This window comes from Clostridium thailandense (genome assembly GCF_019207025.1).
Lineage (GTDB): Bacteria > Bacillota > Clostridia > Clostridiales > Clostridiaceae > Clostridium_AM > Clostridium_AM thailandense.
This window is the reverse complement of sequence record NZ_JAEEGC010000037.1, coordinates 1-15,404: the sequence shown is the minus strand read 5'-3', so window position 1 is coordinate 15,404 and position 15,404 is coordinate 1. Positions and strand designations below refer to the sequence as shown.

The window sequence follows — 15,404 nt, the reverse complement described above, 5'->3', positions numbered from 1 at the left end:
GTTTAAAACCCTATAATACTTTTTTAAAGAGATTGATAACACATTTAGCCATAAGTTCATGCCCATAAGGGGTTGGATGTAAACCATCCACATATAATTCTCTTGGATCTTTATCTTTGAGTTCTTCTATAAACTTATTGTGAAAATCTATATAATTTATATTTTTTTTATCTGAAAAGTTAATAATCCACTTCCTGTACTCACATAATATTAAATTTATTTTATCGTAATCTACAGCATCAGTCCACTTCCTTTCTGCTAATATCCTATCTATAGGAGGTTCTATGCCTATTATGGGAACAATCTTATTTTCGATAGCTTCATTTACTAATTGTTTAATATTTTCTTCTACTAAATGTAAGGGTCGATTTGAAATAAAGTCATTAGTTCCACCCATAATAATTACATGTGTAGGGGTGTTTTGGACAATATCTTCATAGGATCTTGAAAGCATTCCTGCAGTTGTATCTCCATTTATTCCTACATTAATTATTTCTATATTAAGTTCATTTTCTAAAAGATGTACCCAACAATCTTTTCTAAAAATAGCATATCCATAAGTCAAGCTATCTCCCATACATACAAGCTTCATAAAGAGACCTCCTTTAATTACCGTTATCACTATTATTAATTATTATAACATATAATAATTAATAGATATGATTAATTCACAATGTTCGTTACAGTACGAATTATAAACAGTAGAAAGAAAGTTAAGGCTTTATAAATGACGAATATTTAACTCAAAATAAATAAAAAACGTATTGATTTTTTGAAAGTGCTATGTTAACATGAATATACAAGAGAATAAAAAAAGTCATCCGTATAATCCTGATAATATGGTTCAGGAGTTTCTACGAGGAAACCTTAAATTTTCTATCTATGGGTGAATCTAGTGTTGTAATAGTAGCCATTAATCTAATTTATTAGGTTAATGGCTAGTCAGGTGAAGTTTTGCTACTGGATTCTCCGAGAGTCTTAGCAAAGCTTTTATTATATTTAATATTAATCGACTACTTAAGGAGGATTTTTCTATGAAAGTTGCTATTATTTTTGGCAGTAAGTCTGATACTGATAAAATGAAGGGTGCAGCGAGTGTACTAAAAGAATTCGATGTGGAATATGAGGCATATGTGCTATCAGCTCATAGAGTGCCTGAAAAACTTATGGATACAATAAAAAGAATTGAAGCTAAAGGATGTGAATGTATTATAGCAGGAGCAGGTCTTGCAGCTCATCTCCCAGGAGTTATAGCTTCTCATACAGTTCTTCCTGTTATAGGGGTTCCAATTAATGCGGCAGTTAATGGAATGGATTCTCTTCTATCAATAGTTCAAATGCCTAAATCAATACCAGTTGCAACTGTTGGAATAAATAATAGTTACAATGCAGGTATGCTTGCGGTTCAGATGCTATCATTAAAATATCCAGAAATTAAAGATAAATTAATTGAATATAGAAAAAACATGAAAGAAAAATTTATAAAGGAAAATGAAGAAGGAGTGGAATTTTAAAATGGAAAAAAGAGAAATGTTATATGAAGGAAAAGCAAAGAAAATCTATGCTACAGATGATGCAGATAAGGTAATAGTTTATTATAAAGATGATGCTACTGCTTTTAACGGAGAAAAGAAAGGACAAATCGAAGATAAAGGAACTTTAAATAACTCAATAACTTCAGCATTATTTGAATTGTTAGAAAAGAATGGTGTAAAAACTCACTTTGAAGGAAAACTAAATGAAAGAGAACAACTTTGTAAAAAGGTTGAAATTATTCCTCTTGAAGTTATAGTTAGAAATGTGGCTGCCGGAAGCATGGCTAAGAGATACGGAATAGCTGAAGGTACAGAACTTAAAACTACAGTATTTGAATTAAGCTATAAAAATGACGATTTAGGAGACCCATTAATAAATGATTACCATGCAGTTGGAATTGGACTTGCGACTTTTGAAGAATTAGATGCTATATACAAAATAGCGGCAAAAGTTAACGATATTCTAAAGGGATTTTTCTTAAAGCAGGGAATAAAACTAATAGATTTTAAAATAGAAGTTGGAAGATACAACGGAGAAATTCTTTTAGCAGATGAAATTTCACCAGATACATGTAGATTCTGGGATGTAAATACTAACGAAAAACTTGATAAGGATAGATTTAGAAGAGACTTAGGTAACGTTAAAGAAGCATATGTAGAAATATTTAATAGAATAAGTGGAAAGTAAGTTATACACTAATTAATAATTATGAAGAGAGGTAAAAATTTATATGAGCAACCTAAAAGAAAATTTTAATACTCCTTTATCATTGGATTTTGAAGAGGATAAATTTAAGGATGAGTGTGGAGTATTTGGTATATTTTCAAAGGATAATTTAGATGTAGCATCTATAACTTACTATGGATTATATGCACTTCAACATAGAGGTCAAGAAAGTGCAGGTATTGTTGTATCAGATGGAAAAGAACTAAATATGCACAAGGATATGGGATTAGTATCTGATGTATTTAGTGAGAATACATTGAAAAGTTTAAAAGGTATGTCAGCTATTGGCCATGTAAGATATTCAACTACAGGTGCTAATAATGTCAACAATGCTCAGCCTATAATTGGAAAATATAAATTAGGTTCTATTGCTATTGCTCACAATGGAAATCTTGTAAATCCAGATGTAATAAGGGAACTTTTAGAGGATGGAGGATGTGTATTTCAGACTTCAATAGATACAGAAGTAATTCTAAATCTTATAGCAAGAGGGGCAAAAAGAGGGATAGAAAGAGCTATCGTAGATGCAATTCAAGCTATAAAAGGTTCTTATGCTATTGTTATCTTAACTGAAGATAAACTAATTGGTGTACGTGACCCTAATGGAATAAGACCGTTGTGTATAGGAAAAATGAATGATAGCTATATATTAAGTTCTGAGAGCTGTGCTTTAGATTCGGTTGGTGCAGAATTCATAAGAGATGTAGAGCCAGGAGAAATTGTTATTATAGATAATGAAGGTATTAGATCTATAAATTTTGCAGAAAGAACAAAATGTGAAACTTGTTCCTTTGAGTATATATATTTTGCAAGACCAGATAGTACTATAGACGGAATAAATGTTTATGAATCAAGATTAAGAGCAGGAAGAAAACTATTTGAAGAAAACCCAGCAGAAGCAGATATAGTTATTGGTGTACCAGATTCAGGTATTGCTGCAGCTGTAGGCTATGCAGAAGCTTCGGGTATACCATATGGAATTGGGTTTATAAAAAACAAATATGTGGGAAGAACATTTATAACACCTTCACAGGAATTAAGAGAAAAGGCTGTTTCAGTAAAGCTTAATCCTTTAAAAGTAAATGTTGATGGAAAAAGAGTAGTAATTATAGATGATTCTATAGTTAGAGGAACTACAAGTAGAAGGCTTGTAGAAACTTTAAGAAAAGCTGGTGCTAAAGAAGTTCATTTTAGAGTCTCATCACCTATAGTAAAATATCCATGTTACTTTGGCATAGATACTCCATATAGAAGTGAGCTGATAGGAGCAAACTGTACGGTAGAAGAAATAAGAGAAGAAATAGGTTCAGATAGCTTAGGTTATATAAGTATGGAAGGACTTTTAAAGTCACTAAAAGAAGATAAAGGTTTTTGTTTGGGATGCTTTAGCGGAGTGTATCCTGTAGAAGCACCAATGGAAGCGGCAAAGGATAGACTAGAATAATAAAAATAGAGGTGATGTTATGGTAACCTATAAGGATTCAGGAGTTAACATAGAAGAAGGTTATGAATCAGTAAAGCTTATAAAAAATCATGCAGCAAGAACAATGATACCTGGAGTTTTAAATGGCTTAGGTAGTTTTGCAGGCATGTTTGAACTTGGACAATACAAAAATCCTGTTATAGTGTCAGGAACAGATGGAGTTGGAACAAAACTTGAAATAGCTTTTAAAATGAAAAAGTATGATACTGTAGGCATAGACTGTGTAGCTATGTGCGTAAATGACATTTTGTGCCATGGTGCAAAACCAATATTTTTTCTTGATTATATAGCTTGTGGAAAGCTTGATGCAAAAGTTGCAGCAGATTTAGTTAAAGGAGTCTCAGAAGGATGTGTTCAGTCTGGATGTGCTTTAATAGGTGGAGAAACAGCAGAAATGCCTGGTTTTTATCCAGAAGGAGAATATGATATAGCGGGATTTGCAGTAGGAGTTGTAGAAAAAGACAAAATAATTGATGGAAGTAAAATTGAAGAAGATAATGTTTTAATAGGAATAACTTCTAGTGGTCCTCATAGTAATGGGTATTCACTTATTAGAAAACTTATTCCTGATATTAATAAAGATTTTGGTGGGAAAAAGATAGGAGAAGCACTGCTTACTCCGACAAAGATTTATGTAAAGCCAATATTAGAACTACTACAAAAATTTGATATTAAAGGAATGGCTCATGTAACTGGTGGTGGATTTTACGAAAATATACCAAGAATGTTTAAGGATGATTTTACTGCTGTTATAGATAAAAACAGTTTTGAAGTTCCTGAAATACTTAAGTATATTATGAGCCTTGGAGTAGAAGAAAAACATATGTTCAACACATATAATATGGGGATTGGCTTTGTTCTATGTGTTGATAAAAAAGATGTAGAAGATGTTATTGCAGAGCTCGGTAAAATGGGGGAAAAAGCATATAAAATAGGATATGTTAAAAAAGGGGAAAAAGAAGTATGTTTAAAATAGCTGTTCTTGTATCAGGAGGCGGTACAAATCTTCAATGTATTATAGATGCTATTAATAATGGATATTTAAAGAATTGCAGCATTGAAGCAGTTATAAGTGATAGAATAGGGGTATATTCACTTGAAAGGGCAGTATCAAATGATATAAAAGTCTATGTTATTGATAAGAAAACACATAAAGGTAAGATTTCTGATGAGATACTTAAGCTTCTTCAAGATAAAGTGGATTTGATAGTTTGTGCGGGATGGCTTTCTATACTTGAAGGAGATTTAATTCCTGAGTTTAAAAATAAAATAATAAATATACATCCATCTCTAATACCAGCATTTTGTGGAGAAGGAATGTATGGAATTAAGGTGCATGAAAGTGCTATTAAGTATGGAGTAAAAGTATCTGGTTGCACAGTTCATTTTGTAGATAATGGAACAGATACGGGACCAATTATAATTCAAAAAACTGTTCCAGTATACAGCGAAGATACTCCAGATGTTTTACAGAAAAGAATTTTGGAGCAAGAACATATGGTTCTTCCAGAAGCTATAAAGCTAATATCTGAAGAAAAGATTAGAGTTGAAGGAAGAAAAGTAATCATAAAATAGTTGACAGTGGATAGTTGACGGTAAATGATGTTTTTCAAAATGAAAAACTAATTTATTACAATTTTTACATTGAAAAATAAAAATTGTAGCTAACTATCTACTGTCAACTGTTCATTGTTAACTAAAAAATTGGAGGTATGTAGAATGTTAAATTGTGCTCTTATAAGTGTTTTTAATAAAGATGGAATATTAGAGTTAGCTAATTTTTTAGCTAAAAAAGGAGTTGAGATACTTTCAACAGGTGGTACTTATAAATACTTAAAAGATAATAGAATTACAGTTACAGAGGTTTCAGATGTAACTGGATTTGAAGAAATATTAGATGGAAGAGTTAAGACTCTTCACCCAATTATACATGGTGGTATTTTAGCTATAAGAGACAATGAAAAACATATGAAAACCATAGAAAGAAAAGGAATAAAACCAATTGATATGGTGGTAGTAAATCTATATCCTTTCTTTGAAAAAGTTAAGGAAAACTTGGAGTTTGAAGAAAAAGTTGAATTTATTGACATCGGTGGACCTACTATGATAAGGGCTGCTGCTAAGAATTTTCAGGATGTTATTGTACTTACAGATGTTAATGACTACAGTGATGTTATAAATCAAATAGAGCAAGACGGAGATGTAAGTTTTAATACTAGAAGAAAGCTAGCTGGAAAGGTATTTAATCTTATGTCAGCTTATGATGGAGCTATAAGTAATTTCCTTTTAGAAGAAGAATATCCAGAGTATTTAACTCTTTCTTATAAAAAATCAATGAATTTGAGATATGGAGAAAATCCACACCAAAGTGCTGCCTATTATACTTCAACAGTAGAAAAGGGTTCTTTGAAGGACTTTGAACAATTAAACGGAAAAGAGCTTTCCTATAATAATATAAAAGATATGGATATAGCCTGGAAGGTTGTTAGTGAATTTGAGGAAATTGCTTGCTGTGCAGTAAAACATAATACTCCGTGTGGAGTGGCTATTGCGGAAACCGTATATGATTCATATATTAAAGCGTACGAATGTGATAACACTTCAATTTTTGGTGGTATTGTAGCTATAAATAAAAAAATTGATAAATGTACAGCAGAGGAACTAGTTAAAATTTTCTTAGAGATTGTAATAGCTCCAGATTTTGATGAAGACGCTTTAGAGGTATTAAAAGAAAAGAAAAATCTAAGAGTTATTAAGTGTGATGTAAAACCTCAAAGCAAATCAGAACTCGCTAAAGTTGATGGAGGAATACTTGTACAATCTGTTGATAATAAATTGGCTAATGAACTAAAAGTAGTAACAGAAAAAACTCCAACAGAAAAAGAAATGAACGACTTAATATTTGGAATGAAAGTTTGTAAATATGTAAAATCCAATGCCATAGTTGTAGTCAAAGATGGGGCTGCCAAAGGAATAGGTGGCGGACAGGTTAATAGAATATGGCCTACTATAGATGCTTTAAATAGAGCTGGAGATGGAGTAGTATTAGCATCAGATGCTTTCTTCCCATTTAATGATATAGTTCAAGAGGCTGCAAAACATGGAATAAAATCTATAATTCAGCCAGGTGGTGCTATGAGGGATCAAGATTCTATAGATGAATGTAATAAAAATGGTATATCTATGGTATTTACAGCAATAAGACACTTTAAGCACTAGAAAAAATTTTAATAAGAATTAAATTTAGAGGTGGAGTATGAAAATATTAATAGTTGGATCTGGTGGACGTGAACATGCGATTGCTTGGAAAGTAGCTCAAAAAGACAGTGTAGAAAAGGTATATTGTGCCCCAGGAAATGGTGGAACTGCTGTAGAAAATAAATGTGAAAATGTAAATATAGAAGATATAAATAAACTTGCAGATTTTGCAGCTGAAAATAATATAGACCTTACTATTGTAGGGCCAGAAGTTCCTCTTATGAATGGTATAGTAGATAAGTTCAAATCTTTAGGTTTAAAGGCTTTTGGACCATGTGCTGATGCAGCCATGCTTGAAGGAAGCAAAGCATACTCTAAAGATTTTATGAAAAAATACAATGTAAAAACTGCAGCATATGAAGTCTTTGAAAACAAAGATGAAGTGTTAAAATATCTAAAGTCTTGTGAATATCCTACAGTAATTAAAGCAGATGGATTGGCAGCAGGAAAAGGTGTTGTCATATGTGAAAACTATGAGCAAGCGGAAGAAACTGTAATAGAATTTATGGTTAACGATATTTTTAAAGGTTCAGGAAAGAAACTAGTGGTTGAAGAATTTTTGGAAGGACCAGAAGCATCCATACTCTCAATAACAGATGGAGAGATAATACTTCCATTTATCTCAGCTAAGGATCATAAACAAATTTTTGATGGTGGTAAAGGACCTAATACAGGTGGAATGGGAGCTATATGTCCAAATCCATACTGTACAGAAGAAGTTTTAGAGGCTTTCAAAAAAGACATAATGGAACCTACTTTAAAAGGCATTAAGGAAGAAAAGCTAGATTTTGCAGGGATAATATTCTTTGGAGTTATGATAACTAAAAAAGGGCCGTATTTACTTGAATATAATATGAGATTTGGAGATCCAGAAACTCAAGCTGTTCTTCCTATGATGAAAAGTGATCTAGTGGATTTAATACTTGCTTCGTTAGATAAGAAACTATCAAGTTTTGATTTAGCATGGAATACAGGAGCATCATGTTGTGTAGTTGCAGCTTCTGCAGGTTATCCAGGAAAATATGAAACAGGATTTGAAATTACAGGCATAGATAAGACAAATAGGGTTTTTGCTGCTGGAGTTAAATATGAGGATAACACTTTAAAAACTAGTGGTGGAAGAGTCTTGTGTACTGAAGCGTTAGGGGATACTATAGAAGATGCAATTGAAAGAGCATATGAAGATTTAAAGAATATAAACTTTAATGGTATATACTATAGAAAAGATATAGGAAGACTATAATATATTTTTAGGGCATGTATTGTGAAAACAGTGCATGCCCTAAAAAAATATGATTAATATTACATAGTTGTAAAATAAAGTAAAATATTTTATAATAAAATTATAAAAATTCAAAGCTTGTTCAAAACTATATGGTAGAAAAAAAATAAAAATAATAGTAAAATGTGTTATGTATATTTGTTTAAGTGGAAAAAATTATTATGTATAATTTACTTATTCGTAGAAAATACTTATGTATTTGGAGGTAAAAATGAGAAATGAAAGAAGAAACAACAAGCAGAAGAAAAGGAAGAAGTTTTCAGTTAAGCTATTTATAATATTCATAATTTATGAATTTATAATAGCTGCTATTGTAGCGCCGCTATTAGTTTTTTATGGTCCTTTTGAAAATGTAAAAAGGACTGTAGTGGGAACTGCAATGGCAACCTTTACACATCAATACATTGCTACTACTTTTTTATCAAATGATGAGATAAATAAGCTAATAAAAAGTGATCAAAGTGGTGGAGCAAGCGAAAATGAATCGGAAAATTTAAGTAAAATTGAAGTTAGTCATACTAGTGACAAAGATATAGAGAGATATGATATACCAAATAAAAAATTTGATGGATACATATTAGAAATTAAGGATCCAACTAGAATAAAAATAGGGTATACAAAAAAGCTTGGTGAGGTAGGTCAGCGAACAAGTGAAATAGCAGAGGAGAATGGTGCTGTAGCTGCTATAAATGGAGGAGGCTTTACAGATAGATCCTCAACAAATGGGAAGTTGTGGGCTGGAACGGGAGCTTATCCTGAGGGAATTGTTATATCTGATGGAAAATTGGTATACAGCGATGTTAAGTCTAATAATACTAGAATTAATGTTACTGCATTCACAAAGGATGGAAAGTTAATTGTTGGAGATCATACTATAAATGATTTAAGAAAAGAAAATGTAGTTGAAGCTGTTTCTTTTAGAAACACCCTTGTGGTTAACGGTAAGCCAACGGTAGTTGATGATGAAGGATTAAATCCTAGAACAGCCATAGGTCAAAAGGCAGATGGAACGATTATAATGTTAGTTATAGATGGTAGAACAGGTTTAAAGCCTGGAGCATCCTTAAAAGAAATGCAAAATATACTTATCCAACAAGGAGCATATAATGCAAGCAACCTTGATGGAGGTTCCTCATCAACAATGTATTTAGATGGAGAAGTTATAAATAATCCTTGTGACTGGAATGGTGAGAGAACTGTAGCTACAGCATTATATGTAAAACCTTAGAGGAGAGTGTAGTGATGAATAAAATAAAAAGATTAATTATATGGAGTTTGATTCCAATAATATTAGAGCTAATAGGACTTTTATACTTTAATAATTTTTATCTAAATGATGAAACTACTTTTAATACTAAAAAAGTTGATTTAGCTTCTAAAAAGAGTCCTAATAAGATCAATGCAAAAATACCAGAAAACGCAGAAAATATATCTGTATCATATAATGGAAATTATATTTCTTACTGTGAGGATGGTGTATTAAATGTAATAGATACTTCTAATAACAAAAGTAAAGAGATAAAAATTGATGATGGAAAACTTTCTTATTACAAATGGCTTCCAGATAAGGATATAATACTTATAGGAGAAAAATATATAAATTACTCTGGAGATAGTTATCTAAAATTTGAATCTTATAATGCAAAGAAAGATGAAAAAAGTTTTCTAAGTGACGAAAAAAATAAAGAAATGAAAATATCACTTTCAGATGAAAAATATGAGGTTTTAGATATAGCTGTATCAACTGCTACTAATGTAACCTATATTAAAGTTGGTAAAGAGGGTGCTAAAAGTAGGTTATATCGTATAAATGTAATGGCTCAAGTAGAGGAAACTAAGTATCTTGAATGTAAATTAGGAAAAATAGCTGCACAAAATAAAGAAGATAGAATAATTTATGAAGATATGACTTATAATAGAATAAGAGCGGTGGGAATGAAAAATCCTATTGCTACAGGAGAGAATGCTACGCATTATCTTTTAAATACAGATAGTGAAGACAGAATTTATATTGGAAATGGAACAAATGGAAAAATTAAAAAGATATTTATTATTAATTTAAAAAGTTCTAAAGAGAATGTTAAAACCATAACTTTACCGCAAATGGTAGATAAAAGTAATATATATATAGGAAGGGATGGTAAGGTACTTGTTGATGATATCTCGAAATCTATAGTAACCGAGATGACTTCCGGTAAAGAAACTAAGTACACTGGTAAATTGATTGGAGTATACAGTTATGGTGTTATATCAGCTGATGGCAAAAAGATAATAGGTAGCTTATTTTAAGGTATTTAACGATTACTCATAAAAATTTTAAAATTAGGAGTAAAAATGCATAATTTAATTCAATACATTTGCGGATACTCCTAATTTTATGAATTAAATAAATTTATTAATGCCAATTTGTAAAAATAATAATAATATACTGAAAATACAAACAATTTTTTTAAATGAATAAAAAAGAGTTATTATTGACAATAAATACGTAAATATACGCAGATTTTGATGAAAAATTAATAAAAATTTAAAAGAATATTATGAATAAAGTATAGTTAGAGTCCTGCAGACGTTGATTTTACTTATTTAGATTAAAAACAACTAAAATGTAAATAAAATATTCGGAATATTGCGAAAAATAAATAGTTCGCTTTAAAATATGCTATAATTACAATAGTTAAAAAATTCATTATTTTTTTATGTTATTTTATATTTGAAAGGAGTGTTTCAAAAAATGGCTAGTAACAAGTCTATTTTTAGAACCAAATCACTTGAGGCCATGTTAGCCCAAACAAAAGGCAAAGGACTCAAAAAAGTATTGGGAGCATTTGAGCTCACAATGCTAGGTATCGGTGCAATCATAGGTACAGGTATTTTCGTACTTACAGGGGTTGCTGCAGCAGATTATGCAGGACCAGGACTTATGTTATCATTTATATTTTGTGGTATCACATGTGCTTTCGTAGCACTATGCTATGCTGAACTCGCTGCTATGATTCCGGTTGCAGGTAGTGCGTATACCTTCGGGTATGTCGGGTTAGGTGAGATATGGGCATGGATTATAGGTTGGGACTTAATCCTAGAATATGTAGTTGCAGTTGCAGCAGTTGCAGTAGGATGGTCCGGTTACATTTGTTCATTGTTAAAAGCAGGTGGAATAGTTGTTCCAGCATCATTAAGTAATGCCCCAGGACAAAACGGTGGTATAGTAAATCTGCCAGCAGTATTAATTCTAGCAGTTATTACATTACTTCTAATCAAAGGTGTTAGTGAAAGTGCTAAGCTAAATAACATACTTGTTATAATTAAGTTAGCTGTTGTAATCCTATTCATAGTTGTTGGTGTTGGACATGTTAAACCAGCTAACTGGAATCCATTCTTACCATATGGTGTTAATGGTATATTCAAAGGAGCAGCTATAATATTCTTTGCTTACCTTGGATTTGACGCAGTTACAACTGCAGCAGAAGAAGTTAAGAATCCTCAGAGAGATTTGCCAATAGGTATACTTGGATCATTAGCAATATGTACAGTATTGTATATAATAGTATCAGGTATATTAACTGGTATGGTTCCTTACGCTCAATACCATAACAATGCAGCTCCAGTTGCATATGCATTAGCAGCTGTAGGAATAAATTGGGGTTCAGCGTTAGTATCTGTTGGTGCAGTTTGTGGTATATCTTCAGTATTACTTGTTATGACATTTGGAGCAACTCGTATACTATATTCGCTTTCAAGAGATGGACTGTTACCAACTGTATTTGCAGATGTTCATCCTAAGTTTGGAACACCTATAAAGAGTACTATACTTGTTGGTGTATGTACAATGATTCTTTCAGGATTCGTTCAAATAGGAAGACTTGCTGAAATGACAAACATAGGAACACTTGCAGCATTCTGCGTAGTTTGTGCTTCAGTTATGGTTCTTAGAAAGAAAAGACCAGACGTTGAAAGACCATTTAGTTGTCCTGCAGTTCCAGTAGTTCCTATCATCGGAATTATATTCTGCTTATACTTAGTATATTCATTACCTAACTTTACAAAAATGGTATTTGTAATTTGGCTTCTTATAGGATTTGTAATATACTTTGGATTTGGAAAATCTCATAGTACAATGAACTTTGAAGATACTTCAAGTACAAAATAAATTAATACTTAAATAAAAGATCATCTTTATAGTTGATATAAAGATGATCTTTTATTTTTTGGTGCGTCCAGCGAAGCTAAAGTATAATTGCTGAAGAAAGTAAGTTATTATAATGGACTTTATTTATGTCTTAAAACAATGATTTTGAAAAATAAAAACTATTCAGTTAAAAGAAATACTTTATTTAAAATATATCTAATAATACTTTGAAAAAGTTATTTTGTAATTAGAATTTTTTCATCTATCCATAGATTATAAAAAAAATAATAGAAATAATTCCCTGTTTACGTTTCAGTATTTACAGTAATGTATTGATATGACTGATTTTATAGCATACATAATATATAAATTTCATAAACATTGGGAAAATAAAGAAAAATAAAACTTTTAAAGGGTTGAAAAAAATCCATGCTATTATATAAGTAATTCAATTCAATCAAATTTTTTAAAATTTTTTAAATTTTATATTTATTAATTAAGGGGAGGAATGACTAAAATGTCAAACTCAAAGTCAATTTTTAGAACTAAGCCTATTGAAGAGCTGTTAGCTCAGGCTTCGGGAAAAGGATCGCTTAAAAAAGTGTTGGGAGCATTTGAACTCACGATGCTTGGTATTGGTGCAATTATAGGTACAGGTATCTTCGTACTTACAGGAGTTGCTGCAGCAGATTATGCAGGTCCGGCACTTATTCTTTCATTTATTGTTTCGGGTATTACCTGTACATTCGCAGCTTTATGTTATGCAGAACTTGCAGCAATGATTCCAATTGCAGGTAGTGCTTATACATATGGTTATGTCGGACTTGGTGAGATTTGGGCATGGATTATAGGATGGGATTTAATACTTGAGTATACCGTTGCTGTTGCTGCAGTTGCAGTAGGATGGTCAGGTTATGTTGTAGAACTTTTGAAAGCAGCAGGGATTAATATTCCAGCAGCGCTATGTAATCCTCCAGGACAGAATGGTGGAGTAGTAAATCTTCCATCGATAATAATACTAGCAGTTATAATGTCTTTGCTTATTAAAGGTGTTAGTGAAAGTGCTAAGTTAAACAATATACTCGTTATAGTTAAATTAGCATGTGTTATTTTATTCATAGTAGTAGCAGTTGGACATGTTAAACCAGCTAACTGGAATCCATTTTTCCCATATGGTGTTAATGGTGTGTTCACAGGAGCAGCAATTATATTCTTTGCATATGTAGGATTTGACGCTGTTGCAACAGCAGCAGAAGAAGTTAAGAATCCTCAAAGAGACTTACCAATAGGTATAGTAGCGTCTCTTTTAGTATGTACAGCATTGTATATTATAGTTTCAGCTATATTAACGGGAGTTCTTCCTTATAGTGTATACAAAAACAATGCAGCACCAGTTGCTTACGCATTATCCCAAATAGGTATTTCTTGGGGATCAGCCTTAGTATCAGTTGGAGCAGTAGCAGGAATTACATCAGTTTTACTTGTTATGACTTATGGAGCAACTCGTATATTGTTCTCCTTGTCAAGAGATGGGCTATTACCAAAGGTATTCTCAGATGTTCACCCGGTTTTTGGGACTCCAATAAAGAGTACTGTATTAATAGGTGTTTTGACCATGATTTTATCAGGATTTTTACAGATAGGTAAATTGGCAGAGATGACTAATATAGGTACATTAAGTGCATTTGCTATAGTTTCAATATCAGTTATAGTTCTTAGAAATAAAAGACCTGACATTAAAAGAGAGTTTAAGTGTCCAGGAGTTCCAGTTACTCCGTTAATATCAGTAGTATTTTGTGTATTTTTAATTTTTAAATTACCAACTTTCACAAAATTAGTATTCGTAGTTTGGCTTCTTATAGGATTTGTAATATATTTTGGATATGGTAGAAGTCATAGTGTAATGAACATAGAAAAGAAAGTATCTTAATCTTAAAAAAATGTAATCGTTTATAACATGGGGATGTTGTCTATATAGTGCAACATCCCCATATTTTTAATTATTCAGGTTTTTTAAAATAATAGAGTCTTCCATCTTCGATGGAATATTCAATAAGTTTATTGGCGAGCAAATAGGAAACAAAAGCTGAAACTCCACCAAAATTTAAGTAGTATTGATAAAAATTAAAGCTTAAATCGTTTAAGATAACTAAATTCTCCAATATATCTTCGCGGGTCATAGGTTGGTCTAGCAAATCTAATATTTGTTTTATGTAGTTACTTATATTTTCTAAATTTTTATCTGCTAAAACTTTAATTTGTTCACTATTTAATATTTCTTCAGCATGGCTTATTACAAAATAATCTGCATCAATCTCTTTTATTGTATTTAAAGTGTTTATGCTTTCATTTATATCATAAAGGTAAGGAAAAGAGTATTTTTCTAGTATTTCATTACTAAATATAGAATCACCAAGAAAGCATACTTTTTCAGAAGTTATTATTCCTATTTGTTCAATAGAATGTCCTTTTAAAGAAACTATTTCAAATTTTTCATCTCCAATTTTATTAGTACCATAATTTAGAACAAAATCTACGGTTAAAGGTTTATTACTTTTATCGATACCTTTAATAGGGGATGAAGAAGATAACATTGACGCTTGAAGTTCTTGATTCTCCATGAATAGCTTTTCTTTTAATGAAGTATATACTAGGCAACCTGAGTAATTCTTCTGAAAATATGTATTTCCTCCGCTGTGGTCAAGATGATTATGTGTATTAATTATATATTTAGGATGAAGATTATTTTCTATAAGTAGTTCATCAATTTTTTTAGCATCAGAATTATTGCTTCCAGTGTCAATTATAAGACAATTCTTATTTTTAAAGACAAATATACCTGAATTTGTTACAGAATCTATGTAATAGGTATTCCCTTTAATTTTATGTAATGACATGAAATAACCTCCTTAAATCTAAAATCATAAAATAATAATATCATTATAAAAGTATAAGTTCAAATTAGGCTTCTAATATAGATACTTACGGCC

13 protein-coding genes and 1 riboswitch are annotated in these 15,404 nt (G+C 31.1%); of the genes, 11 read left to right on the top strand and 2 right to left on the bottom strand.

Features of this window, described 5'->3' with window-relative positions; all coding sequences use genetic code 11:
• Positions 1–10: 10 nt before the first annotated feature.
• Positions 11–592, bottom strand: a complete 582-nt coding sequence (locus I6U48_RS08725) for a GDSL-type esterase/lipase family protein (RefSeq protein WP_218320030.1) — start codon at positions 590–592, stop codon at positions 11–13.
• A 209-nt stretch (positions 593–801) separates the two neighbouring features.
• Positions 802–903: riboswitch (purine riboswitch) on the top strand.
• 131 nt (positions 904–1,034) lie between these two features.
• On the opposite strand from I6U48_RS08725, the gene purE reads away from it, so the two are divergent.
• The 11 genes from purE (at position 1,035) to bcaP (I6U48_RS08670) (ending at position 14,344) form a co-directional block, all read left to right on the top strand.
• Positions 1,035–1,514 (top strand): 5-(carboxyamino)imidazole ribonucleotide mutase, encoded by a 480-nt coding sequence (purE, locus tag I6U48_RS08720; RefSeq protein ID WP_218320029.1) that lies wholly within the window; start codon positions 1,035–1,037, stop codon positions 1,512–1,514.
• 1 nt (position 1,515) lies between these two features.
• Entirely contained in the window at positions 1,516–2,223 is a 708-nt protein-coding gene (gene purC, locus I6U48_RS08715) for a phosphoribosylaminoimidazolesuccinocarboxamide synthase (protein ID WP_218320028.1), read from the top strand.
• 43 nt (positions 2,224–2,266) lie between these two features.
• Positions 2,267–3,706: an amidophosphoribosyltransferase gene (gene purF, locus I6U48_RS08710; protein WP_218320027.1), complete on the top strand. Its 1,440-nt coding sequence runs from the start codon at positions 2,267–2,269 to the stop codon at positions 3,704–3,706.
• A 19-nt stretch (positions 3,707–3,725) separates the two neighbouring features.
• Positions 3,726–4,721, top strand: a complete 996-nt coding sequence (purM, locus tag I6U48_RS08705; RefSeq protein WP_218320026.1) for a phosphoribosylformylglycinamidine cyclo-ligase — start codon at positions 3,726–3,728, stop codon at positions 4,719–4,721.
• The gene (gene purN, locus I6U48_RS08700; protein WP_218320025.1) at positions 4,709–5,320 is read left to right on the top strand and encodes a phosphoribosylglycinamide formyltransferase; all 612 of its coding nucleotides are present in this window, start codon (positions 4,709–4,711) and stop codon (positions 5,318–5,320) included. The genes purM and purN overlap by 13 nt, the downstream gene beginning before the upstream one ends.
• Positions 5,321–5,464: 144 nt before the next feature.
• Positions 5,465–6,964: a bifunctional phosphoribosylaminoimidazolecarboxamide formyltransferase/IMP cyclohydrolase gene (gene purH / locus I6U48_RS08695; RefSeq protein ID WP_218320024.1), complete on the top strand. Its 1,500-nt coding sequence runs from the start codon at positions 5,465–5,467 to the stop codon at positions 6,962–6,964.
• A gap of 37 nt (positions 6,965–7,001) precedes the next feature.
• Positions 7,002–8,246, top strand: coding sequence for a phosphoribosylamine--glycine ligase (gene purD / locus I6U48_RS08690; RefSeq protein ID WP_218320023.1), 1,245 nt, complete (start codon positions 7,002–7,004; stop codon positions 8,244–8,246).
• 250 nt (positions 8,247–8,496) lie between these two features.
• Positions 8,497–9,513 carry a phosphodiester glycosidase family protein gene (locus tag I6U48_RS08685; RefSeq protein WP_218320022.1) on the top strand — a complete coding sequence of 339 codons (1,017 nt, stop codon included), beginning with the start codon at positions 8,497–8,499 and terminating at the stop codon, positions 9,511–9,513.
• Between the two features lie 14 nt (positions 9,514–9,527).
• A complete protein-coding gene (locus I6U48_RS08680) occupies positions 9,528–10,574 on the top strand; it encodes a hypothetical protein (RefSeq protein WP_218320021.1) in 1,047 nt (348 codons plus the stop codon).
• 445 nt (positions 10,575–11,019) lie between these two features.
• On the top strand, positions 11,020–12,435 hold the full coding sequence (gene bcaP, locus I6U48_RS08675) for a branched-chain amino acid transporter BcaP (protein ID WP_218320020.1): 1,416 nt from the start codon (positions 11,020–11,022) through the stop codon (positions 12,433–12,435).
• 496 nt (positions 12,436–12,931) lie between these two features.
• Positions 12,932–14,344, top strand: a complete 1,413-nt coding sequence (gene bcaP / locus I6U48_RS08670; protein WP_218320019.1) for a branched-chain amino acid transporter BcaP — start codon at positions 12,932–12,934, stop codon at positions 14,342–14,344.
• 70 nt (positions 14,345–14,414) lie between these two features.
• On the opposite strand, the gene I6U48_RS08665 is transcribed toward bcaP (I6U48_RS08670), so the two are convergent.
• Positions 14,415–15,311, bottom strand: a complete 897-nt coding sequence (locus tag I6U48_RS08665; protein ID WP_218320018.1) for an MBL fold metallo-hydrolase — start codon at positions 15,309–15,311, stop codon at positions 14,415–14,417.
• Positions 15,312–15,404: the final 93 nt, after the last annotated feature.